The organism is Nonomuraea sp. NPDC050556, assembly GCF_044457355.1.
GTDB lineage: Bacteria > Actinomycetota > Actinomycetes > Streptosporangiales > Streptosporangiaceae > Nonomuraea.
This window is the reverse complement of sequence record NZ_JBITGU010000006.1, coordinates 364,886-387,988: the sequence shown is the minus strand read 5'-3', so window position 1 is coordinate 387,988 and position 23,103 is coordinate 364,886. Positions and strand designations below refer to the sequence as shown.

Annotated in this window: 21 protein-coding genes and 1 tRNA gene; 15 read left to right on the top strand and 7 right to left on the bottom strand. The window is 69.8% G+C overall.

What is annotated here, in order from left to right:
• Nucleotides 1-8 precede the first annotated feature (8 nt).
• Nucleotides 9-1,460: a CHAD domain-containing protein gene (locus ACIBG8_RS48610; RefSeq protein WP_397350135.1), complete on the top strand. Its 1,452-nt coding sequence runs from the start codon at nucleotides 9-11 to the stop codon at nucleotides 1,458-1,460.
• Here ACIBG8_RS48610 and ACIBG8_RS48605 read toward each other — a convergent pair.
• From ACIBG8_RS48605 to ACIBG8_RS48590, 4 genes are read right to left on the bottom strand one after another with little or no spacing between them, the layout of a single operon-like run.
• Nucleotides 1,457-2,272, bottom strand: a complete 816-nt coding sequence (locus ACIBG8_RS48605) for an NUDIX domain-containing protein (protein ID WP_397350134.1) — start codon at nucleotides 2,270-2,272, stop codon at nucleotides 1,457-1,459. The two genes, ACIBG8_RS48610 and ACIBG8_RS48605, sit on opposite strands and share 4 nt — an antisense overlap.
• Entirely contained in the window at nucleotides 2,265-4,325 is a 2,061-nt protein-coding gene (locus ACIBG8_RS48600; protein WP_397350133.1) for an RNA degradosome polyphosphate kinase, read from the bottom strand. Before ACIBG8_RS48600 ends, ACIBG8_RS48605 begins: the two co-directional genes overlap by 8 nt.
• Nucleotides 4,326-4,380: 55 nt before the next feature.
• On the bottom strand, nucleotides 4,381-5,211 hold the full coding sequence (locus ACIBG8_RS48595) for a TetR/AcrR family transcriptional regulator (RefSeq protein ID WP_397350132.1): 831 nt from the start codon (nucleotides 5,209-5,211) through the stop codon (nucleotides 4,381-4,383).
• Nucleotides 5,212-5,263: 52 nt separating this feature from the next.
• A complete protein-coding gene (locus tag ACIBG8_RS48590) occupies nucleotides 5,264-6,205 on the bottom strand; it encodes an acyl-CoA desaturase (RefSeq protein ID WP_397350131.1) in 942 nt (313 codons plus the stop codon).
• 201 nt (nucleotides 6,206-6,406) lie between these two features.
• Here ACIBG8_RS48590 and ACIBG8_RS48585 point away from each other — a divergent pair.
• The 14 genes from ACIBG8_RS48585 to ACIBG8_RS48520 all read left to right on the top strand — a co-directional run bounded on the left by ACIBG8_RS48585 (nucleotide 6,407) and on the right by ACIBG8_RS48520 (nucleotide 20,104).
• Nucleotides 6,407-6,478: transfer RNA gene (locus ACIBG8_RS48585), tRNA-Gln, on the top strand.
• Nucleotides 6,479-6,575: 97 nt separating this feature from the next.
• A complete protein-coding gene (gene glmU / locus ACIBG8_RS48580; RefSeq protein WP_397350130.1) occupies nucleotides 6,576-8,015 on the top strand; it encodes a bifunctional UDP-N-acetylglucosamine diphosphorylase/glucosamine-1-phosphate N-acetyltransferase GlmU in 1,440 nt (479 codons plus the stop codon).
• Between the two features lie 32 nt (nucleotides 8,016-8,047).
• Nucleotides 8,048-8,989 (top strand): ribose-phosphate diphosphokinase, encoded by a 942-nt coding sequence (locus tag ACIBG8_RS48575; RefSeq protein ID WP_397350469.1) that lies wholly within the window; start codon nucleotides 8,048-8,050, stop codon nucleotides 8,987-8,989.
• 248 nt (nucleotides 8,990-9,237) lie between these two features.
• Nucleotides 9,238-9,849, top strand: a complete 612-nt coding sequence (locus tag ACIBG8_RS48570; RefSeq protein WP_397350129.1) for a 50S ribosomal protein L25/general stress protein Ctc — start codon at nucleotides 9,238-9,240, stop codon at nucleotides 9,847-9,849.
• Nucleotides 9,850-10,005: 156 nt separating this feature from the next.
• Entirely contained in the window at nucleotides 10,006-10,590 is a 585-nt protein-coding gene (pth, locus tag ACIBG8_RS48565; protein WP_397350128.1) for an aminoacyl-tRNA hydrolase, read from the top strand.
• 114 nt (nucleotides 10,591-10,704) lie between these two features.
• Nucleotides 10,705-12,144 (top strand): sugar transferase, encoded by a 1,440-nt coding sequence (locus ACIBG8_RS48560; RefSeq protein ID WP_397350468.1) that lies wholly within the window; start codon nucleotides 10,705-10,707, stop codon nucleotides 12,142-12,144.
• Nucleotides 12,144-12,908: a 3'(2'),5'-bisphosphate nucleotidase CysQ gene (locus tag ACIBG8_RS48555; protein ID WP_397350127.1), complete on the top strand. Its 765-nt coding sequence runs from the start codon at nucleotides 12,144-12,146 to the stop codon at nucleotides 12,906-12,908. The genes ACIBG8_RS48560 and ACIBG8_RS48555 overlap by 1 nt, the downstream gene beginning before the upstream one ends.
• 14 nt (nucleotides 12,909-12,922) lie before the next feature.
• Nucleotides 12,923-13,837 (top strand): sulfate adenylyltransferase subunit CysD, encoded by a 915-nt coding sequence (gene cysD / locus ACIBG8_RS48550; RefSeq protein WP_397350126.1) that lies wholly within the window; start codon nucleotides 12,923-12,925, stop codon nucleotides 13,835-13,837.
• Nucleotides 13,838-13,839: 2 nt separating this feature from the next.
• Nucleotides 13,840-15,105, top strand: coding sequence for a sulfate adenylyltransferase subunit CysN (cysN, locus tag ACIBG8_RS48545; protein ID WP_397350125.1), 1,266 nt, complete (start codon nucleotides 13,840-13,842; stop codon nucleotides 15,103-15,105).
• 9 nt (nucleotides 15,106-15,114) lie between these two features.
• On the top strand, nucleotides 15,115-16,227 hold the full coding sequence (locus ACIBG8_RS48540) for a winged helix-turn-helix domain-containing protein (protein WP_397350124.1): 1,113 nt from the start codon (nucleotides 15,115-15,117) through the stop codon (nucleotides 16,225-16,227).
• 111 nt (nucleotides 16,228-16,338) lie between these two features.
• On the top strand, nucleotides 16,339-17,226 hold the full coding sequence (locus ACIBG8_RS48535; protein ID WP_397350123.1) for a sulfotransferase: 888 nt from the start codon (nucleotides 16,339-16,341) through the stop codon (nucleotides 17,224-17,226).
• Nucleotides 17,223-18,143, top strand: a complete 921-nt coding sequence (locus ACIBG8_RS48530) for a glycosyltransferase family 2 protein (RefSeq protein ID WP_397350122.1) — start codon at nucleotides 17,223-17,225, stop codon at nucleotides 18,141-18,143. Before ACIBG8_RS48535 ends, ACIBG8_RS48530 begins: the two co-directional genes overlap by 4 nt.
• A gap of 353 nt (nucleotides 18,144-18,496) precedes the next feature.
• Nucleotides 18,497-19,228 (top strand): WecB/TagA/CpsF family glycosyltransferase, encoded by a 732-nt coding sequence (locus tag ACIBG8_RS48525; RefSeq protein ID WP_397350121.1) that lies wholly within the window; start codon nucleotides 18,497-18,499, stop codon nucleotides 19,226-19,228.
• A gap of 9 nt (nucleotides 19,229-19,237) precedes the next feature.
• A complete protein-coding gene (locus tag ACIBG8_RS48520) occupies nucleotides 19,238-20,104 on the top strand; it encodes a 2-dehydropantoate 2-reductase (protein ID WP_397350120.1) in 867 nt (288 codons plus the stop codon).
• Here ACIBG8_RS48520 and ACIBG8_RS48515 read toward each other — a convergent pair.
• The 3 genes from ACIBG8_RS48515 to ACIBG8_RS48505 are packed head-to-tail and all read right to left on the bottom strand — an operon-like array spanning nucleotide 20,061 to nucleotide 23,103.
• Nucleotides 20,061-21,011 (bottom strand): sulfotransferase, encoded by a 951-nt coding sequence (locus tag ACIBG8_RS48515; RefSeq protein ID WP_397350119.1) that lies wholly within the window; start codon nucleotides 21,009-21,011, stop codon nucleotides 20,061-20,063. The genes ACIBG8_RS48520 and ACIBG8_RS48515 overlap by 44 nt on opposite strands.
• Nucleotides 21,008-22,261, bottom strand: a complete 1,254-nt coding sequence (locus ACIBG8_RS48510) for a lipopolysaccharide biosynthesis protein (RefSeq protein ID WP_397350118.1) — start codon at nucleotides 22,259-22,261, stop codon at nucleotides 21,008-21,010. Before ACIBG8_RS48510 ends, ACIBG8_RS48515 begins: the two co-directional genes overlap by 4 nt.
• On the bottom strand, nucleotides 22,258-23,103 hold the full coding sequence (locus ACIBG8_RS48505) for a sulfotransferase domain-containing protein (RefSeq protein WP_397350467.1): 846 nt from the start codon (nucleotides 23,101-23,103) through the stop codon (nucleotides 22,258-22,260). Before ACIBG8_RS48505 ends, ACIBG8_RS48510 begins: the two co-directional genes overlap by 4 nt.

The following is a 23,103-nucleotide window of genomic DNA, read 5'->3' as shown; positions in this document are numbered from 1 at the left end:
GGGGTGCTGTGAGCGAAGCGCGGTCCAACACCGAAATCGAGGACAAGTTCGACGTTCCACCCGACTACGAAGTGCCGGATCTGTCTGGACTTGCCGAGGTGGTGGGCCCGAAGACCCACCAGCTCGTCGCCCTCTACTACGACACCGCCGACTTCAGGCTGGCGGCCAGGGGCATCACGCTGCGGCGCAGGCGCGGCGGCGCCGATCCCGGCTGGCACCTCAAGCTCCCCCTGGGCAAGGGCGCGCGCCAGGAGATCACGCACCCCCTCACCCGCAGCACGAAGGTGGTCCCGGCCGAGCTGGAAGAGCTCGTCCGCGCCTACACCAGGGGCGCGCCGCTGGAGATGGTCGCCGAGCTCGACACCAAGCGGAGCGTCACCGTCCTGCTGAGCGAGGGCAGGCGGCTGATCGAGATCGCCGACGACCAGGTCAAGGGCACCGTGGTGGGCGCCGACCCGGAGCGCTGGCGCGAGGTCGAAGCCGAGATCATCGACGGCGACCGCGCCCTGCTGGCGAAGGTCGGCAAGAAGCTGCGCAAGGCGGGCGCGAGCCGTTCTGAAGCGGCCAGCAAGCTGGGCCGCCTGCTCGCCCGCCCGCCCAGGCCGAGGGCGGAGCTCAAGTCGGGTACGGCCGGCCGCGCGGTGCTCGACTACCTGGAGAGCCAGGTCAACGCCCTGCTGGCGCAGGACCCCCGGGTACGGCGGGCCGAGGAGGACGCCGTTCACCAGATGCGCGTCGCCTCGCGCCGGATGCGCAGCGCGCTGAAGGCGTTCAAGACCATCGTGGGCGAGAGCGAGCAGCTCCAGGAGGAGCTCAAGTGGATCGCCGGAGTCCTAGGCGAGGCCCGTGACTTGGAGGTCATCAGGGCCAGGTTCGCCGGGCACCTCAGGGACCTCGACCCCGAGCTGGTCTCCGGCCCGATCCAGACCAGGCTCGGCGACGACCTGCACAAGCGCGAGCAGGAAGCCTACGACCGGATCAACGAGACGCTCAGCGGCGAGCGCTACTACGCCCTGCTCGACGCGCTCGACCAGCTCATCGCCGCGCCCACGTTCGGCAAGGCCGCCTACAAGCCCGCGGAACCGACGCTGAACGGCGTGGCGGCCAAGGGCTGGGACCGGGTGACCAAGGCGTACGAGGGCGGCGACCTGCACGAGGTGCGGAAGTCCGCCAAGCGCGCTCGGTACACCGCTGAGGCCCTCAGATCCACCCTGGGCAAGCCGATGTACGAGCTGGCCAAGCACGCGGAAGCCGTACAGGAAGTCCTGGGTCATCACCAGGACGGCGTGGTCGCGCAGGAGACCCTCGTCAGTGAGGCGGAGTCCGCGCGGCAGGCGGGGGAGGACACCTTCACCTACGGCGTCCTCATCGGCATCGAGCGCGGCACGGCGGCCAGGGCGCACGAGGAGTTCCCCGGCGTGTGGGCCAAGACCGTCAAGGCCGTAGGAAAGCTGCTCTAGGTGGAGTAACGCTCCACGCACACCACCTTGTCGCCGGCCCTGTGGAGGACGGCGAAGGCGCCCTTGCGCAGGTGCACGCGGGTGCCGCTGAGCTCGGTGATCAGGCCGGGCAGCACCTTGCCGTGGCTGCACACCGCAGCGGGCCCGGTGAGCTCCCTGACGAGCTTCGGGGTCTTCGTGCCGTCCTGTCCGTGCTCGCTGAGCAGCGGTTCGAGCCGCACGTCCGACGAGTACGGCTCCAGGGTCTGCACGCACCGCAGGCTCGGCGAGCTCAGCAGCGACGCGGGCCGGTAGGCGGGCAGCACCTGGGCGACCACCCTGGCCTGGGCGCGGCCGTCGGTGTCGAGCGGTCGCCGGTCGTCGTCGCCCTTCCACCCGTGGCGCGTGCCGGCCGAGCCGTGCCGTACCAGGACGAGCGGGGTGGTGTTCAGCGGGGCCGCGGTCAGCGCGTGCAGCAGCCCGGCGTCCCACTCGTAGGTCAGCAGCGCGCGGGCCTCGGCGATCGGCAGCCAGCGCAGCTCGTCGACCTCCTCCGACGGCGTGAACTCGTGGGTCAGGGCCTCGGCCGCCCAGTAGTCGACGCGCTTGAGCCTGCCGTTCTTGAGGTAGTGAATCGGCGGCAGCGCCCGGCCGAAGACGGTTTCCATGCCCGTCTCCTCGCCGACCTCACGCAACGCGGCGGCGATCAGGTGCTCGCCCGGTTTCACCTTGCCCTTGGGGAAGGTCCAGTCGTCGTACCGTGGCCGGTGAACGACGGCCACCTCGTCTCCGCGCCACACGACGGCTCCGGCGGCGCGGAACACCTCAGTCATCAACGGTCCTCCATCGCCGCGTGGCGATCAGGTGGTTCTGCAGGTCCTCGCCCATGTGGCGGTTCCAGGTCCCGTCCGAGTTCAGCCACCACGCGGTCGTGGTGTCGGCCATCGCCAGGTCCATGAGCTCGATCAGGTAGGCCCTGTGCTGCTGGCCGGTCACCTTGACCAGGGCTTCCACGCGGCGGTCGAGGTTCCTGCGCATGAGGTCCGCGCTGCCGATCCACACCTCGGGACGGCGGCCCAGGCCGAACTCGTAGACGCGCGAGTGCTCCAGGAACCGCCCCAGCACGGAACGGACCCGGATGGTCTCCGACAACCCGGGAATCCCCGGACGCAGGATGCAGATGCCGCGCACCCACAGGTCGATCGGCACGCCCGCCCGGGAGGCCCGGTACAGGGCGTCGATGACGGGCTCGTCGACCAGGGAGTTGGTCTTTATCCTGATCCGCGCCGGCCGCCCGGCCTGCTGGTGGGCGATCTCCCGCTCGATCCTGGCCAGCAGCCCGCCGCGCAGCGAGTGCGGCGCGACCAGCAGCCTGCGGTAGGCCGAGTGGTTGGAGTAGCCGGTCAGGTGGATGAACAGGTCGGTGACGTCCTCGCCGACCAGCGGGTCGGCGGTCAGCAGGCCGAAGTCCTCGTAGTGGCGGGCCGTCTTGGGGTTGTAGTTGCCGGTGCCGATGTGGCAGTAGCGGCGCAGCTCTCCTGACGGCTCCTGCCGTACGACCAGGGCCAGCTTGCAGTGGGTCTTGAGCCCGACCACGCCGTAGACGACGTGGCAGCCGGCCTTCTCCAGCTTGCGCGCCCAGGTGATGTTGGCGTGCTCGTCGAAGCGCGCCTTGATCTCGACCACGACGACGACCTGCTTGCCCGCCTCCGCCGCGTCGATCAGCGCGTCCACGATCGGCGAGTCGCCGGACGTGCGGTAGAGGGTCTGCTTGATCGCCAGCACGTGCGGGTCCTCGGCCGCCGCCTCGATGAAGCGCTGCACGCTGGTGGCGAACGAGTCGTAGGGGTGGTGCAGCAGCAGGTCGCGCTCGCGCAGCACCGAGAAGATGTCGTCGTCGGCGTGTACGGCTTCCGCCGGGACGAACGGACGGTAGCTGAGCTCGCCCCTGTCCAGGTCGGCGATCGCGGTGAGCCCGCTGAGGTCGAGCGGCCCGTCCACCCGGTAGATCTCGTGCGGCGCGACGTCGAGCTCGGCGACGAGCAGTTCGAGCACCTCGTCGGTGATCGTGTTCTCCACCTCGAGCCGCACCGGCGGGCCGAAGCGCCGCTTGAGCAGCTCCTTCTCCAGCGCCTTCATGAGGTTCTCCGTGACGTCCTCGTCGACGTCGAGATCCTCGTTGCGCGTCACGCGGAAGACGTGGTGCTGGACGACCTCCATGCCCTTGAACAGCTGCCCGAGATGGGCGGCGATCACATCCTCCAGCGGGACGAACCGGTCCTTGGAGGCGGCCACGAACCGGGGGAGCTGCGAGGGCACCTTCACCCGCGCGAAGACCGTGTGGTCGGTCGTGGGGTTGCGCACCACGACCGCCAGGTTGAGGCTCAAGCCGGAGATGTACGGAAAGGGATGCGCCGGGTCCACGGCCAGCGGTGTCAGCACCGGCCTGATCCGCTCCCTGAACAGCTTGCGCAGCTCGGTGCGCTCCTCGCGGCCCAGGTCGTCCCAGCGCACGATCGCGATGCCCTCGGTGGCCAGCTCCGGGCAGACCTTCTCGTGGAAGATCCCCGCGTGCCGCTTGGCCAGCTTGTCGGCGATCGTCGCTATCCGGGCCAGCTCTTCCCGGGGTTTCAGCCCGCTCTTGGTACGCAGCAGCAGGCCTGTGGCCATGCGGCGCTTGAGACCCGCCACCCGTACGCGGAAGAACTCGTCGAGGTTACTGGCGAAGATCGCGAGGAAGCGCACCCGTTCGAGAAGGGGGAGCGAGGGGTCCTCCGCCAGTTCCAGCACCCGTTCGTTGAACTGGAGCCAGCTCTCCTCACGGTTGAGGAACCGCTCCTGAGGCAGGGGCAGGTCGTTTCCAGGGTGCAGGAGTTCGGCGGACATATTGGCTAATATGCCCAATCAGGTTGAACGCAAAGTGAACTTCGGCTCAACGACATCAGTCTTGAATCAGCTTTGCCTGCCGTTCGGCGATCTTGGCCTCGCGCAGACGCAGTTTCTCCTCGCGCTCGCGGGCCTTCTCCGCCTCGCGTAGAAGCCGCTCGCGCTCCTTCAGTTCGCGCTCGCGCTGCTTCTCCGCCTCCTTGAGCTCCTTGGCGCGAGCCTTCTCCAGGTCGCGCAGCTCCTTCTCGGAAGGGCGGGGCACCAGTGGCCTGGTCACCACGGGGTGGAGGCGGGTGGCAGCGGTGATCTGGGGCTGCGGGTTGAGACCGGTCAGACCGTTCCACGCCAGGTTCACCAGGTGCGCCGCCACCTCCTCGCGGCCGGGCTTGCGCACGTCCAGCCACCACTGGCCGGTCAGCGCGACCATGCCGACGAGCATCTGGGCGTACATCGGGGCCAGCTTGGGGTCGTAGCCGCGGGCGACGAACTCGTCGGCCATCACGTCCTCGACCTGGCTGGCGATCTCGCTGATCAGGCTGGCGAAGGTGCCGGAGCCTGAGGCGGCGTGCGAGTCGCGCACCAGGATGCGGAAGCCCTCGCTGCTCTCCTCGATGTAGCGCAGCAGCGCCAGCGCGGCCCGCTCCAGCTTGATCAGGGAGTGCGTCGCGGACAGGGCCTCGGTGATCATGCCGAGGAGCTTCTGCATCTCGCGGTCGACGACGACCGCGTAGACGCCCTCCTTGCCGCCGAAGTGCTCGTAGACCACAGGCTTGGACACCTGGGCCGTAGCCGCGATCTCCTCGATGGAGGTCCCGTCGAACCCCTTCTCGGCGAAGAGCGTGCGGCTGATGCGTATCAGTTGCTCTCTGCGTTCTCTTCCGGTCATACGCCTGCGAGATCGGGGTTCCGTCACAGTGTCCATCATGACGGTGCTTGCGCTAGACAATGCGCTTTGCCGCCAGCCGTTCGGGTGTGGGCCACCGTACGTCGTGTGCCCAGCCGAGCTTCTCGAAGCCGCGGATGACGCCCGCGCTCAGGTCGATCTGACCCTTGAGCGCGCCGTGCCTGGCGCAGGTCGGGTCGGAGTGGTGCAGGTTGTGCCAAGACTCGCCGAAGGAAGGGATGGCCAGCCACCAAACGTTGCGCGACTTGTCGCGGACCTCGAAGTCCTCCTCGCCGAACACGTGGCAGATCGAGTTGATCGACCAGGTCACGTGGTGCAGCAGGCCGATGCGGACGAGCGTGGCCCAGAAGAACGCGGTCAGCGCACCCTGCCAGGACCAGGTGAGCAGGCCGCCGAGCAGCGCGGGGGCGACGAGGGAGAAGGCGGCGAGCGCCGGGAAGGCGCGGTGCAGCTTCATGATGTCCTCGTCCTTGTGCAGGTCGGGGGCGTACTTCTCCCTGTTGGTGCGCTCGGGCTCGAACAGCCAGCCCATGTGGGCGTAGAGCAGGCCCTTGGTCATGGCCTTGAACCCGGTGCCGAAGCGCCACGGGGAGTGCGGGTCGCCCTCCTTGTCGGAGAACTTGTGGTGCTTGCGGTGGGTGGCGACCCAGTCGAGCACCGACATCTCCAGCGACAGGCTGCCCGCGACGCCCAGGGCGATCTTCAGTGCGCGGTTGGCCTTGAAGGAGCCGTGGGTGAAGTAGCGGTGGAATCCGACGGTGACGCCCAGGCCGGAGACCACGTAGAAGACGAAGGCGATGGCGATGTCCGTCCAGCCGAGGAGCCCCCAACCCCAGGCCAGAGGCACGGCGACGGCGAACGCGATCAGCGGGAGGCCCACGACGAGGCCGAAGATGACGAGTTCGGCCTTGGTTCGGGGCTCTGGCTCGAATTCTGGCTTGGGGCCTGGTACAGATCGTTCGGCGAGAACGGTCATGGGCTACCTCTCACAGCATGTTTGTCTGGCTACGCCACCGTAACCTACGCCATCGTAAGTAAGGAACCCCTAAGCCGTGGATGTGGGGAAGGTGACGCTCTGGTGGCGCTGTTGAGTGCCCTGGATCCCTTGCGGCATTCGGCCCCGCGTGTTATCGCGGCGCGAAAACGGGTGCAAGGTCGGTATCCTTGGGCGCGACAGTCCCGGATCGTCTAATCGGCAGGACAAGTGGTTTTGGTCCACTTTGTAGGGGTTCGAATCCTCTTCCGGGAGCTAGCTGTGGGTGTTGGTATCCTCCAGGTGTCGGGAGGGTGACGGTGCGGTAGCCGTGCCTAACCCTGAACCGTCCAGCCACAGGGAGCCTCAGTCCGTGAGTGTGCCGCGCCCGGCAGCCGTCATCGTCCTCGCCGCCGGCGAGGGCACCCGGATGAAGAGCCAGACCCCGAAAGTCCTGCATGAGCTGTGCGGCCGCGCGCTGGTCGACCACATGCTCGCCGCCGCCCGCGATCTCGATCCGGAGCGGCTCATCGTCGTCATCGGACACGCACGCGAACGCGTCGGCGAACACCTCGCGCAGACGAGCCCGGACGCCAGGGCGGTGGTGCAGCGCGAGCAACGCGGCACCGGCCACGCCGTACGGACCGTGCTCGAAGAGGTGGGCACCATTGCCGGAACGGTCCTGGTGACCTACGGCGACGTGCCGCTGCTGCGTACGGAAACCCTGACAGACCTTCTCGTACGGCACGCAGCCGACGGCAACGCCGTCACCGTGCTCACCGCCGAGGTGCCCGATCCCACCGGTTACGGGCGGATCATCCGCGACGGCAACCAGGCCGTCCTGGAGATCGTCGAGGAGAAGGACGCCACTCCCGAGCAACGTGCCATCAGGGAGATGAACTCCGGCATCTACGCCTTCGACGGGCTGCTGCTCGCCGACGCCGTCAAGCGCGTCTCGACCGACAACGCCCAGGGCGAGGAATACCTCACCGACGTGCTGTCGATCCTGCGCGAGGACGGCCACCGGGTCGGCGCGCACGTCGCGGCCGACTACGTCGAGGTCGAGGGCGTCAACGACCGGGTACAGCTCGCCTTCTCCCGCCAGGTGCTCAACCGGCGGCTGCTGGAACGCCACATGCGGAACGGCGTCACGATCATCGACCCGTCGTCCACCTGGATCGACGTAGACGTTGAAATTTCCGCTGATGTCGTGATTCATCCGGCGACGCAGCTCCACGGCAGCACCACGATCGCCGCCGAAGCCGAGGTCGGGCCGGGGTGCACGCTCACCGACACCGTCGTCGGCGTCGGGGCCGTGATCCGTAACGCGGTCTGCGACGGCGCCGTCGTCGGCGACGGCGCCAACGTCGGGCCCTACGCCTACCTGCGGCCCGGCGCCGTGCTCAAGACCAAGGCCAAGGCAGGCACGTTCGTCGAGGTGAAGAACTCCACCATCGGCGAGCGGGCCAAGGTGCCGCACCTGACCTACGCGGGCGACGCGACGATCGGCGCCGACGCCAACATCGGCGCCTCGACCGTCTTCGTCAACTACGACGGGGTCAACAAACATCACACCACCGTGGGCGAGGCCGCCTTCGTGGGCTGTGACACCATGCTCGTCGCTCCGGTGACGATCGGAGACGGCGCCTACACGGCGGCCGGATCCGTGATCGACGGCGAGGTGCCACCCGGCGCGATCGGGGTGGCGAGAGCGCGGCAGCGCAACATCGAGAAATGGGTCTTGCGCAGGCGCGCGGGCACGAAATCGGCAGCGGCGGCCGAGAGGGCGCTAGAGCGGGAGAAAACGGAATGACCAGCATCAAGCAGCCGGGCGAGAAAGAGCTGATGCTCTTCTCCGGGCGGGCCTATCCGGAGCTGGCAGAGGAAGTCGCGGCGAGCGTGGGCGTCGAGCTCACCCCGACCAAGCTGATCGACTTCGCCAACGGCGAGATCTACGCCCGCTACCTGGAGTCCGTGCGCGGCTGCGACGCCTTCGTGATCCAGAGCCACACCGGGCCGATCAACAAGTGGATCATGGAGCAGCTCATCATGGTCGACGCGCTGAAGCGGGCCTCCGCGAAGCGCATCACCGTGGTCATGCCGTTCTTCGGTTACGCGCGGCAGGACAAGAAGGGGCGCGGGCGGGAGCCGATCACGGCGCGGCTGATGGCTGACCTGTTCAAGACGGCCGGGGCCGACCGGCTGATGTCGATCGACCTGCACACGTCGCAGATCCAGGGCTTCTTCGACGGGCCGGTGGACCACCTGTTCGCGATGCCCGTCCTGGAGCGGTACCTGAAGGACAAGCTCGACCTGGAGACGACGACGATCGTGTCGCCGGACACGGGGCGGGTGCGGCTGTCCGAGCGGTGGGCCGACACGTTGGGGACGCCGCTGGCGTTCATCCACAAGAGGCGCGACCTCGACGTGGCGAACTCGGTGAAGGTCAGCGAGGTGGTCGGCAAGGTGCGCGGGCGCACGTGTGTGCTGATCGACGACATGATCGACACCGCCGGGACGATCTGCAAGGCCGCCGACGCCCTCTACGACCAGGGTGCGACCAACGTCATCGTCGCCGCCACCCACGCCGTCTTCTCCGATCCGGCGGTGGATCGTCTGAAGAACTCCCGCATTTCCGAGGTCATCGTCACGAACACGCTGCCGCTGTCGGAGGAGAAGCGTTTTGACAAGCTGACGGTGCTGTCGATCGCCCCGCTGATCGCCAGGGCCATCACCGAGGTCTTCAGCGACGGCTCGGTAACCAGCCTCTTCGAAGGCGACTCCTAACCACCAGGGCCCCACCCCCCAGGGACCCTCAGGGGCTCAGGGCTTCTAAGGACCTCAGCCCGTCAGAGGTGTGGGCCATCAAGGGAGCCCAGCCCGTCAGAGGGCTGGCCCCCGGGAAACGCCCGTCCGTTCGGAGGGTGGCCCAACAGCAGGTAGTCTTTAAAGGTTGCGTTCGTAACGCCTCCCGCTAGGGCGGGTCAGGGTGAACGCGCACTCCGATCTTCCAATGCATCCCTAGGAGAGATGTCGTGGCCGAAGTACGTATCGCCGCCGAACCCCGCAACGAGTTCGGCAAGGGCGCCGCTCGCAAGATCCGTCGCGCCAGCAAGGTCCCCGCGGTCCTCTACGGCCACGGCATCGACCCCAAGCACCTCACGCTCCCCGGCCACGAGGTCCTCCTCGCCCTCCGCACCGCCAACGTGCTGATCCGCCTCCAGGGCGACGGCGTCGACGAGCTCGCCCTCCCCAAGGGCGTCCAGCGCGACCCGATCAAGGGCTTCATCGAGCACGTCGACCTCCTCCTGGTCAAGCGCGGCGAGAAGGTCACCGTCGACATCCCGGTCACCACGGTCGGCGACGTCTCCTCCGACGGCATCCTCGACCAGCAGCTCGTCTCCGTCTCCATCGAGGCCGAGGCCACCCACATCCCGACCGGCATCGAGATCGACGTCGAGGGCCTCGAGGTCGGCCACGTGATCACCGCCGGCGACCTGAAGCTCCCCGAGGGCAGCACGCTCATCGCCGACCCGGAGACCGTCATCCTCCAGGTCAGCGCGCAGTCCGCCGCCGAGCCCGAGGGCGACGAGGAGTCCTCCGAGGGCGAGGCCGCCGCGGCGCCCGCCGAAGAGGCCGCCGAGTAAGTCAGTCGTACCGCGGACGGGGCAGCCTCTCGGCTGCCCCGTTCTCGCATGAGAACAGCCGAGAAGAAGCCCCTCACCTGTGTGAAGAGGCGACCCCCTCCCCCACGGAGGTGGGAGGGGCCTCTCCGAAGGGTTCTGGGCGCTCTAAGGGGAATCATGGACCGCTGGTTGATCGTCGGGCTCGGGAACCCGGGCGCCGAATACGCCGGGCACCGGCACAACGTCGGCTTCATGGTCGCCGACGAGCTCGCCGCACGCGCCGGGGGCCGTTTCAAGGTCCACAAGAGCCGCGCCGAGGTGCTCGAGACCCGCGCCGCGATCCTGGCCAAGCCGCTGTCCTTCATGAACCTGTCCGGCGGCCCGACCAAGGCGCTCGCCGACTTCTACAAGATCGAGCCCGAGCGGATCATCGCCGTCCACGACGAGCTCGACATTCCGTACGGCGCGCTGCGCGCGAAGCTCGGCGGCGGCGACAACGGGCACAACGGTCTCAAGTCGATCACCAAGTCGATGGCCAGCAAGGACTACCTGCGGGTGCGGTTCGGCATCGGCCGCCCGCCCGGCCGCATGGACCCCGCCGCCTTCGTGCTGAAGGACTTCGGTACGGCGGAGCGCAAGGATCTGCCCTTCCTCGTGGACCGCGCCGCCGATCTGGTCGAGTCGCTGATGGAAAAGGGCCTGGAAGCCACCCAGAACGCCTTCCACCCCCTCGATCTGAACATTTCCGGCCCTCCCCGCTGATTCATTCGTTCCGCGATTGCGCACGGTAGACCGCCGCTACGATCTGGTGACTGTCTGTTGACGTTCGGTCACATGGAGGCGTGCGTGAGCGAGGGAGCACGCGGCGAGGGGCTCATGACCGTCGTGCGATCGGAGCCCGAGATCGTGTGGCGGGCCAGCCCTCGCATGCCCGACTGGGTGCGCTCCTACCGTGCGCGGGCGCTGGCCGCCGACTGGGCGTCCGCGACGCTGGGCGCAGCGGCCGCTTTCTTCGTCAGGTTCGGCGAGCTGACCGCCTACGCCACGCCGTACATCGTGCTCAGCACCGCGCTCCCGCTGCTGTGGGTCTGCGCCGTGACGCTCAACCGGGCCTACGAGCCGCGCATGATCGGCATCGGCTCCGAGGAGTTCCGCAGGGTCGTGCAGTGCGGCGTGGCGCTGACCGCCGCGATGGCCATCTGCGCCTACGTCACCAAGACCGACGTCGCCCGCGGCTACGTCGTGATGGCCCTGCCGCTCACCACGCTGCTCACGCTCATGGTCAGGTACGGCCTGCGCCGCGCGCTGCACCGGCGCAGGGCGAGCGGGGCGTGCATGCGCAAGGTCGTCGCCGTCGGCCACCGCACCTCGATCACCGAGCTCGTGCGCCGCTTCGAGAAGGAGCGCTACCACGGCATGGAGGTCGTGGCCGCGTGCCTGCCGGTCGACGCGCCCGGCGAGAACGTCGCGGGCGTGCCGATCTCGGGGAGCTTCAGCGACGTGCCGCTGGTGGTCGGCCAGCACGACGCGGACACCGTGGCCGTGCTCGCCTGCCCGGAGATGGACGGGGTGGCGCTGCGCAGGCTGGCCTGGCGGCTGGAGCGCACGCACACCGAGCTGGTCGTCGCGCCCGCGCTCATGGAGGTCGCCGGGCCGCGCACCACGATCAGACCGGCGGCCGGGCTGCCGCTCCTGCACGTGGAGCATCCCGAGCTGGCCGGGGCCAGGCAACTGGTCAAGAACGTGTTCGACCGGCTCGTCGCCGGCGCGCTGCTGGTGGTCCTGGCGCCGCTGCTGGTCGGGCTGGCGGCAGCCGTACGGATGACGAGCCCTGGGCCCGCGCTGTTCAGGCAGACGCGGGTCGGCAGGGACGGCGCGCTGTTCACCATCGTGAAGTTCCGCACGATGCGCAGGGACGCGGAGCAGCTCAAGCTCACCCTCGTCAGCGACGCGGACGGGGTGCTGTTCAAGGTGCGCGACGATCCGCGGGTGACGGCGCTGGGCGCGCTGATGCGCAGGCACTCGCTGGACGAGTTGCCGCAGCTCATCAACGTGATCCTCGGGCAGATGTCGCTGGTCGGGCCGCGGCCGCCGCTGCCTGAGGAGGTGGCGAGCTACGGTGACGACGTGCGCAGGAGGCTGCTGGTCCGCCCAGGGCTGACGGGGCTGTGGCAGGTGAGCGGCAGATCCGATCTGTCCTGGGAGGAATCGGTGCGGCTGGACCTGCGTTATGTCGAGAACTGGTCCCTCATGCTGGACCTCCAGATCCTGTGGAAGACTTGGTCGGCCGTCGCCCGCGGGCAAGGAGCTTACTAATGACGATTCGCGACGACCACGCCCTTGCCGCCGATCTGGCGACCGAGGCAGGCAACAGGCTGCTGGCCCTGCGCGAGCGCGAGGGTTTCGAGCATCCTCCCTCCCTGCGCAAGGAGGGTGACCAGCAGGCGCACGTCTTCCTCATGGAGGCGCTGGCGAGGCTGCGGCCGTCCGACAGCGTGCTGTCGGAGGAGGCGACCCGCGAGGAGCGCCTCGACCCGCGCAGGCAGACGGCCGACCGCGTGTGGATCGTCGACCCGCTCGACGGCACCCGCGAATACTCGGAAGAGGGGCGCTCAGACTGGGCCGTGCACGTCGCCCTGTGGGAGCGCGGAGTGCTGACCGCGGGCGCGGTGGCGCTGCCCGCGCAGGGCCGTACGCTGACGACCGGCGAACCGCCCAAGCTGCCCGTCTTCGACGGCGGCAGGTTCCGTATCGCGGTGAGCCGCACCAGGCCGCCGGAGTTCGTGCAGAAGCTGGCCTACCTGGCCGGAGCAGACCTGGTGCCGATCGGTTCCGCGGGCGCGAAGATCTCTGCGGTGCTGACCGGTGAGGTAGAGGCATATGTGCACGCTGGCGGCCAGTTCGAGTGGGATTCAGCCGCTCCGGTCGCCGTGGCGCAGGCAGCAGGAGCATTTTGCAGTCGCATCGACGGCTCCGAGCTGACCTACAACCAGGTGGACCCGTCGCTACCCGATATCCTTGTTTCCCTACCGGAACTAGCGCCAACGTTGCTCGCTGGAATTCGGGACCTGCACCGCTAGAGGGAGAGTTTCGCATGCTTCAGCGCGACTACACCACGTCGCAGCTCGACGTTCTCGAGGCCGAGGCCATCCACATCATGCGTGAGGTGGCGGCGGAGTTCGAGCGTCCATGTCTGCTCTTCTCCGGTGGCAAAGACTCGATCGTCATGCTGCGCATCGCGGAAAAGGCGTTCTGGCCCGCCCCGATCCCGTTCCCGCTGATGCACGTCGACACCGGGCACAACTTCGACGAGGTCATCGAGTTCCGCGACCGCCGCTCGGCCGAGCTCGGCGCCAGGCTGATCGTGGCCAGCGTCCAGGACTCGATCGACGCGGGCCGCGTCACCGAGGAGACCGGGCGGCGCGCCTCGCGCAACCGCCTGCAGACCACGACGCTGCTCGACGCGATCGAGGAGCACGAGTTCGACGCCGTCTTCGGCGGCGCGAGGCGCGACGAGGAGAAGGCGCGGGCCAAGGAGCGGGTGTTCTCCTTCCGCGACGACTTCGGCCAGTGGGACCCGAAGAACCAGCGCCCCGAGCTGTGGAACCTCTACAACGCGCGGATCCGCAAGGGCGAGCACATCCGGGTGTTCCCGCTGTCCAACTGGACCGAGCTCGACATCTGGGACTACATCCGCCGCGAGGGCATCGAGATCCCGTCGATCTACTACGCGCACACCCGCACGGTCTTCGAGCGCGACGGCATGCTGCTGGCCGACAACAAGTTCATCACCCGCGGCGAGGACGAGCCGACCTTCGAGGCGGTGGTCCGCTACCGCACGGTCGGCGACCTGACCATCACCGGGGCCGTCGCCTCCAAGGCCGCCACGGTCGAGGAGATCATCGAGGAGATCGCCGCCACCCGGCTCACCGAGCGCGGCGCGACCCGCGCTGACGACCGGGCATCAGAAGCAGCGATGGAAGACCGCAAGCGTGAGGGTTACTTCTAAAAATGGACATTCTTCGTTTCGCCACCGCCGGCTCCGTCGACGACGGCAAGTCCACCCTCATCGGGCGCCTGCTGTTCGACTCCAAGGCGATCTTCGAGGACCAGCTCGAAGCCGTCGAGCGGACCAGCCGCGACCGCGGCACCGAGTACACCGACCTGTCGCTGCTCACCGACGGCCTGCGGGCCGAGCGCGAGCAGGGCATCACCATCGACGTGGCCTACCGCTACTTCGCCACGCCCCGGCGCAAGTTCATCATCGCCGACACCCCGGGCCACATCCAGTACACGCGCAACATGGTGACCGGCGCCTCGACCGCCGACCTGGCGATCATCCTGATCGACGCGCGCAAGGGCGTGCTGGAGCAGTCGCGCCGCCACGCGTTCCTCACCACGCTGCTGCGGGTGCCGCACCTCGTGCTCGCGGTCAACAAGATGGACCTCGTCGACTACTCCGAGGAGCGCTTCGAGGAGATCCGCGAGGAGTTCACGGCGTTCGCCTCGAAGCTGAACGTCACCGACCTCACGTTCATCCCGATCTCGGCGCTGAACGGCGACAACGTCGTCTCGCGCTCGGAGAACATGCCCTGGTACCACGGCTCGTCGCTGCTGCACCACCTGGAGAACGTGCACATCGCCTCCGACCGCAACCTGGTCGACGTGCGCTTCCCGGTGCAGTACGTCATCCGCCCCCAGCGGGCCAAGGACCACGAGTTCCACGACTACCGCGGCTACGCTGGCCAGGTCGCCGGCGGCGTGCTCAAGCCCGGCGACGAGGTCATGCACCTGCCGTCCGGCCTCACCACCCGCATCGCCTCGATCGACACCTTCGACGGCCCGGTCGAGGAGGCGTTCCCGCCCATGTCGGTGACGCTGCGCTTCGAGGACGACCTCGACATCTCGCGCGGCGACATGATCTGCCGCCCCAACAACCAGCCGCAGGCCGCGCAGGAGCTGGAGGCGATGGTCTGCTGGATGGCCGACGGCGTGAAGCTGGCCCCACGCACGAAGCTGACCATCAAGCACACCACCCGTACGGCCCGCGCCCTCGTGCGCGACCTGCACTACCGGCTCGACGTCAACACCCTGCACCGCGACGAGGCGGCGACCTCGCTGGCGCTCAACGAGATCGGCCGCGTGTCCCTGCGGGTCACCCAGCCGCTCTTCGTCGACGACTACTCGCGCAACCGGCTGACGGGCGGCTTCATCCTCGTCGACGAGTCGTCGAACACCACCGTGGGCGCTGGAATGATCATCGATTCCCGCGGCTAGTATGGGCGGATGTCGAACGTACTTTCGGTAGCCGACGCCCGCAGGCTCGCGATCAGCGCCCAGCGGCTCGACGGGCGCCCCGCCGAGCTCTGGGACGTGCTGCGGGCGCTGCGGTGCCTGCAGCTCGACCCGATCAACGTGGTGGCGCGCAGCCACCAACTGGTGCTGCGCAGCCGCCTCGGCGCCGTCGACATCGACGCGCTGCTGTGGGAGGAGCGTTCGCTCTTCGAGTACTGGGCGCACGCGGCCTCGATCGTGCTGACCGAGGACTACCCGATCCACCGGCTGATGATGAGCCGCTACCCGCGCCACGAGCAGGCCGCCGACTTCATCGCGGCCAACTCCAAGCTGCGCGCGCACATCCTCGAACGGCTGGCCGACGGCCCGCTGCCCGCCGCCGGGTTCGACGACCTGGCCGACGTTCCGTGGAAATCCAGCGGCTGGACCAACGACCGCAACGTGGAGCGCATGCTGCAGTTCCTCTGGCTGCAGGGCAAGATCGTCGTGGCCGGGCGCAAGGGGCGGGCGCGCGTCTGGGGCCTGCCGTCCTGGCCGGAGGGCGACGACCTTCCCGAGGCCGAGGTGGTACGGCAGGCGGCCGGTCATGCCGTGCGTGCGCTCGGGGTGGCGCGGGCGGGTGACATCGCCGTGCACTTCACCCGCGACCGCTATCCCGGGCTGCCTGACGTCCTGGACGGCATGGTGCGGGCCGGTGAGCTCCGCCGGGTGCGCGTCGAGGGGCGGGGCGACGAGGAGTGGTACCTCCACGCCGACGCCTCCCCTGGCGAGGTCGCGCCGCGCACCACGCTGCTGTCGCCGTTCGACAACCTGCTGTGCGACCGGGCGCGGACCGAGCTGCTGTGGGGGTTCGCGTTCAGGACCGAGATGTACGTGCCCAAGGCCAAGCGGCAGTACGGCTACTACCTGATGCCGATCCTCCACGGCGACCAGCTCGTCGGGCGCATCGCGCCGCGGTTCGACCGCAAGGCGGGGGTGCTCGACGTCGAGGGGGTCTACCTGGAGCGGCCGATCCCGTTCGAGGCGGTCACCGGGGCGATCGAGGAGCTGGCGACATTTGTGGGCGCTCGGGACGTGCGGTACACGGGTCCCGTGCCTTGGTAGATCCTTTAGGGATTCACTGATCCTTCGTTACTCTCCGCGCTAGTGTCTCCACGGTCCGTATCCGCCAGGTGAGGGTCCGTGCCTGTGAATGACCTTTCGTCCGCTTCCCGGGTGATCTTTCTGGGTGGCCTCGGCCGTAGCGGCACCACGCTGCTCGAACGGCTGCTCGGCCAGGTGCCGGGGATCGTCCCGCTGGGCGAGGTGGTCCATCTGTGGGCGCGCGGCGTCCTCGCGGACGAGCCGTGCGGGTGCGGCGAGCGCTTCGGCGCCTGCCCGTTCTGGCGCGAGGTGGGGTCGCGGGCGTTCGGCGGCTGGACCTCCGCGGTGGCCGAGCGGGTGCTCGAGCTGCGCCACCGGGTGGACCGCACGCGCCGGATCACCCGCATCGACCACACCGACCTGGGCGAGTACGTCAGGGCCTACCGCCGGGTTTACGCGGCGGCGGCGGAGACGGCCGGGGGCGGCGTGGTGATCGATTCGAGCAAGCACGCCTCGCTGGCGTTCTGCCTGGCTGCCGGTGGCGTCGCCGTACACGTCGTGCAGGTCGTGCGCGATCCGCGCGCGGTCGCGCACTCCTGGCGCAGGACGGTCGCCCGCCCCGAGGACGGCAACGCGATGACCCGCTGGGGCTCCGTGCGCACCTCGATGCACTGGCTCGTGCAGAACGCCGGGCTCGACCTGCTGGCCAGGCGCGGTGTCCAGGTCACCCGGGTGCGTTACGAGGACCTGCTGGCCGACCCCCGCGCCGCGCTGACCCGCCTGCTCGCCTCCCTGGGCCTCGCCGCCGACCTCCCGTTCCTGGACGGTTCGACGGCCACGCTGACCGCCGCGCACACCGCCTCGGGCAACCCCATGCGGTTCGCCGTCGGCCCGGTGGAGCTGGCCAGGGACGACTCCTGGCGCGACGGCCTGCCCCGCGCACACCGCGGGCTGGTACGCGGGCTGACCTGGCCCCTGATGACGAGATACGGCTACCAGTGGAGCGGGGTGCGGGGATGAGTCCTTCCGTCGGCGTGGTGATCCCCACGAACGGGCAGCGGCCGGAGCAACTGCGCGCCGCGGCCAGATCCGTGCTCGCCCAGGACTATCCGGGCCGCGTCGACCTGATCATCGTGGTCGACGGCGCAGATCCGATCGCGGTGGCCGAGCAGGTCGCCGAGGTGGTCGCGCCGCACTCGGCGACCGACGAGCACCACCCGGTCAGGGTGCTGCCCAACCGGCTCAGCCCTGGCCTGCCGGGGGCGCGCAACACGGGCATCGCCGCCTTCGACACCGACCTGGTCGCCTTCTGCGACGACGACGACGTGTGGCTGCCGGGCAAGCTGGCCGCGCAGACGCCGGCGCTGGCCGGTGGGGCGGAGTTCGCGAGCTGCGCGATCGAGGTCGAGTACGGCTCGCGCCGGGTGCCCAGGCTGGCCGGCGCCGACGTGGTCACCAGCGCCGACCTGGTGCGTTCGCGGATGGTGATGGTGCACTCCTCGACGTTCCTCTTCAAGCGCGGCACGTTGTGGGTCGACGAGAGCGCGCCTGGCGGGCAGAACGAGGACTGGGACCTGGCGCTGCGCGCTGCCAAGCGGCAGCCGATAGCGCACGTGGACCAGCCGCTGGTCAGGGTGAGCTGGGGGGCGTCGCAGTACGTCACCCGGTGGGCCGACCGCATCGCCGGGCTGGAGTGGATGCTCGCCCGGCACCCTGAACTGGCCGTAGATCCGCGCGGCGCGGCGCGGATCTACGGTCAACTCGCCTTCCACAACGCGGCCCTGGGGCGGCGGCGCGCGGCGGGGCGGTGGGCGATGCGCACGCTCGGCACCCGCCTCGGCGAGCCGCGCGCGCCGATCGCCCTCGCGGTGGCGGCGGGCCTGGTCTCGGCCCAAGCGGTGCTCGGCGCGCTGCACGACAGAGGACACGGCATTTGACCCCCCACCGCACGACCCCGACCACCTTCGACACCACGCCCGACACGGAGGCCCCACCCCGCATCCCCCGCCAGGCCACCCCAGAGCCTTCTCAGGCCGAGACGGCCGCCCCCGAAAGGGCGGATCTCCCTTCGAGGGGGATGGCCGCCCCACAGCGCGTCGATCTCCCTTCGGGAGGAGCGGCCACCGCCGTGAGCGACCTCCCCGCGGGAAGAGTCGCAACCCCGGAGGGGGCTGACGTCTCTTCGGGGCGAGCGGCCACGGCCGTGAGGGATCTCCCTTCGGGAGGGGTGGTTGCCCCCGAGAGGGTGGATTCCCCGGGGCCCGCGCGGGTCGTGGTGGGGGGTGTTGCCGTGGATCCCCTCACCGAGCTCGAGGTCGTCGAGCGGATCGCCGAGCACCTCGCGAAGGACAGGGGCGGCCACGTCGTCACCCCCAACGTCGACATCTGCCGCGCCGTCGCCAAGGATCCCGAGCTGCAGACCCTCGTCGCCACCGCCGAGATCGTCGTCGCCGACGGGATGCCGCTGGTCTGGGCGTCCAGGCTGCTCGGCACCCCGCTCCCGCAACGCGTCACCGGCGCCGACCTCATCTGGTCCCTCTGCAAGATGGCCGCCAGAAGGGGCTACTCCGTCTACCTCCTCGGCGGCCCCCCAGGCGTCGCGGTCAGAGCAGCGGAGGAGCTGACGAGCTGGCACCCCCGCCTCGCCGTCTGCGGCACCGACGCTCCGCCGTACGGCTTCGAGACCACCCAGGAAGGCCTGGCCCCCGTCAGGCAGCGGCTCGTCGCGGCCAGGCCGCGCATCGTGTTCGTCGGCCTCGGCTTCCCCAAGCAGGACCGCCTGATCGCCCAGCTACGCCCGGCGCTCCCCGGCACGTGGTTCGTCGGCTGCGGCTCGGCGATCGCCTTCGCGGCCGGTACGGTCCCCAGAGCGCCCGAGTGGATGCAGGAGGCGGGCATCGAGTGGGTGTTCCGCCTGGTGAGCGAGCCGGGCCGGTTGGCGCGCCGCTACCTCGTGGACGACCTGCCGTTCGCCGTCCGCATCCTCACCCTCTGCCTCGTCAGGAGGCTGTGCCGCCGCTAGGGTTCCGGCATGGCACGGGTGGCTTTGGTAGGTCCTGGGGCGATCGGTTCGGTCTGCGCGGCAGCCGTCGAGCAGACGGGCAGGCACGAGCTCACCCTGTACGGCAGGCGCGACCCCGGCCCGCTGAGCGTCGAGGACGAGCGCACCGGCAAGGTCCACCCGATCACCGCCCCGCTGCTCACCGAGGCCCGTGAGGGGCACGCGGACTGGGTGCTGCTGGCCGTGAAGGCCCACCAGACCGAGGGCGCAGCCGACCACCTGCGCGCCCTGTGCGGCCCGCGCACCACCGTGGTGGTCCTGCAGAACGGCGTCGAGCACCGGGAGCGCGTCGCGCCCTTCACCGGGGCGGCGAGGATCGTCCCTGCCATCGCGTGGATCGAGGCCGAGACCGTCGCGCCGGGCAGGACGCTGCTGCGCGCCAAGTCCCGGGTGAAGGTCCCCGCGGGTGAGGAGTTCGCCGACCTGATGCGCGGCGGCCTGGTCACCGTGGAGGACGCGGACGACTTCGTCACCGAGGTGTGGCGCAAGCTCACCTCCAACGCCGTGGCCGGGCTCATGGCGCTGGCCGGGCGGCGCGCGTCCATCTACCACGGCGACGACCTCCAGGCGCTCGCCCGCGACCTCGCCGCCGAGTGCCTGACCGTGGCCAGGGCTGAGGGCGCCCGGCTGCCGGACGGCGTGGCCGACGAGATCGTGGCGATGTACCTGGCCATGCCGCAGGACAGCGGGTCGTCGATCCTGTTCGACCGGCTGGCCGGCCGCCCGCTGGAGTGGGACGCGCGCAACGGCGTCGTCAGGCGCAGGGGCCGCGCGCTCGGCGTCCCCACGCCGATCAGCGACGTGCTGGTTCCCCTTCTGGCTGCCGCGTCCGGGTGAGCAGGCGGATCCGGTCGACCTCGTCAGGAGCGAGCCCCTGACCGGCCGCCAGCAACGCGGCGCGCGAGTCCATGGGCCGGTAGGCGGTGCGGGACAGGCCGGACCACGCGAACCCGCGTGCGGCGGCCTCGGGGGCCGTGCAGGCGCGCGAGATGCGTTCCTCGGCGCGCGCCGACCAGGTGAGCCCGGCGAAGCTGTACAGGTCGCGGAACCCAGAGAGCGGATCGGCGGCGAGCGACTCGTAGGTCACGAGCCTGATGCCCGGCACCCCGGACAGGATCGAGCGGGTGAACCGCCACAGCGCCGCCGCCTTGGCCACCCGGTCCTGCGACCCGACCAGCTCGCGCAGCTCCAGCACCGACGGGTGGTCGCGGACGAGCAGCGGCTGTTCGAGCAGCTCGTGGAAGTAGACCGTCCAGCCGAGCCGCTGCCAGCTCGCCACCATCGCGACCGGATCGCGCACCAGCGCGATCACCCGGCACCCCAGCGTCCTGGCGAACCACGCGGCGGACAGCACGGCGAACGGGTCGTCGAGCAGCGCACGCCGACCGGTCAGCCGCCCCCACGTGAAGGCGGAGCCGTAGCGGACCATCCTGGCCAGGTCGTACGGCGAGCGGTTGCGCGCCAGCTCGGCGCGGAACCGGTAGCGCAGCGCCACGGTGTCGAGGAACGGCCCCAGCCAGTCGCCAGAGTTGTCCTCGCAGATGTACTGGAAGCGGTGCGTCACCTGGGCCTTCAGGACTCCGGGGCAGCGCCCCGGCGGGTGCTGCGGGTTGAGCGGCTCGTTGACGTAGACCAGCTCGCCCCCGGCGGCCAGCATCTTGCCCGTCCAGCTGGTCCCGCTCCGCGGCAGCCCGGTGACCAGGACGGGCCCGTGCTTATCGGTGCCCTCGCTTCGTTCGGTCATGTCGCCGCCGCCCAGGAGCGAGGGCGGAGCGCGGCGAGGCTGTGGCGGCCGAAGGGGCGCAGGCCGTAACGGGCGTGGATCTGCCACAGCGGCAGCAGGTTCTTCACGATCACCCCGCCCGACCAGCCGATCGCCGCGCCCAGCGCGCCCTGCGACGGGATGAGGGCCACGTCGAGCAGCACCGTGCACCCGACGGCCGCCACCAGGTTGAACAGGCTGGAGGTGGTGTGCCCGGCCGCCGTCAGCACCACGTCGACCATGCCGCACGCGGTGGCGAGCATCATCGTGGCCGACAGGACCAGCGCGATCGGTACGGCAGAGCCGTACGACGAGCCGAAGATCCGCAGCAGCCACGGCGCGAGCACCGCGTAGCCCAGCCAGACCGGCCAGGTCAGCAGCACCAGCCACATCGTGGTCGCCTGGTAGAGCTCGCGCGCCCGCGCCACGTCGCCCTCGGCCAGCGCCCTGACCAGCCGCGGCTGCACCGCCTGCGCCAGCCCCTGGTTGGCCAGCTGCCCCACGACCTTGAACCGGGTCGCGGCCGTGTAGACGGCCGCCTGCACGGGCCCGCCGAGCACGGCCACGATGACGATGTCGAGCCGCTGGAAGACCGCCTGGATGGCCCCGGCGAGCGACCGGGGAGCGGTGTAGCGCCACAGGTCGCGCCCGGTGCCGGGCAGGTAGGGGCTGCGCGGCATCCGCCCGCGCAGGGAGACGATCGCGAGGACGAGCACCAGCGCGTACGGCACGGCCCAGGCGATCCCCAGCCACACCACGGAGCCGCCGGCGAAGGCCGTGAGGCCCACGAGCACGACCTGTGCCACCGGCAGCAGCACCCCGTCGAGCAGCACCGTCGGCCGCATCGAGCCGAACCCTCGGGTGGCGGCCAGCAGGATGTCGACCGCCACCATGACCGGCACGATGAACGCGAGTATCCCCAGCTGTGGATAGAGCGCGACGCCCGCCACCGACGCCACCACAAGCGGCGGCGCCAACGCTGCCCGGAAATATCCGGACACGCAGCGGTAGTCGTAGACCTTCGACCGCGCGATGAAGTAGATCAGCCCGTTGCCCGCGTCCAGCCTGGCCACCCCGGCCACCATCAGCGCCAGCGCCACAGCCGTGAAGAACGTGCCCGCCTGCTCGGCGGGAAACGCCCGCGTCACCACCACGACCAGCAGGAACTGCGCCAGCGCGCTCGCCCCAGCCCCGGTCACCCCGGCCAGGCCGCCGCGCGCGAGGCGGTTCATCGACGCCACGAGGGCTCACCCCCGAGCCACGGCACGAGCTGCGTGTCGTAGACCTCGAAGTGATCCGTCAGCGCCTGCCGTACCGACTCGGGCAGCGGCTTGGGCCGCGCCCGCCCGTTGTGCCGCTCGAAGACCGGGTCGCCCATGTGCGGCACGCCGAGGAACTCCAGCACCCGGTCGTAGACGCGCTCGGGCGTCGCGAAGAACTTGTGGCTGTCGATCACCAGGATCCGGTCGCGCCCGAACACCGGCTCCAGCCGGTCGAGCTGCTCGGCGTAGCGCCCTCTGGCCAGGTAGGCGTGGTGCTGGTGGGAGTGGTGGACGGAGTGCGGGTCGGCGATCAGGCTCGCCTCTGCCCCCGCCAGCCGCTTGACCTCCAGCTCCACCGCGTACTCGAAGTTGGACTCGGTCTCGAACCCCCTGGCCAGCTCGTGCGAGTGCGCGGAGAAGGCCCGCTCGACCGGGTCGCGCACCAGCACGATGAGCTTCACCCCCGGCAGGTCGTGCGCGATGCGCTCGCCGGCCAGCGGGTGGAACAGGTAGTAGGGCGACGACTCGAAGGCCAGCGGCCGCTGCCCGTAACGCCGCTTCAGCAACGCGGCCCCGACGCGCAGCGGGAAATGCCCCTGGTACCAGGGCAACCCGCGCGAATAGGCCACGTCGAAGTAGTGGACGCCCTTGTGCAGCACCGGTTTGGCCAGCAGGGGATGTTGCGCGAGCGCGCGGTAGAGCGAGGTGGTGCCGCAACGCTGCGCACCGACGATCAGAAAAGACGGCAGCAGCCGCCCGCCGGAGGTGAGCCGTCCGGTGGTCCGCGACACGGACAGCACCGAGTGCTTCAT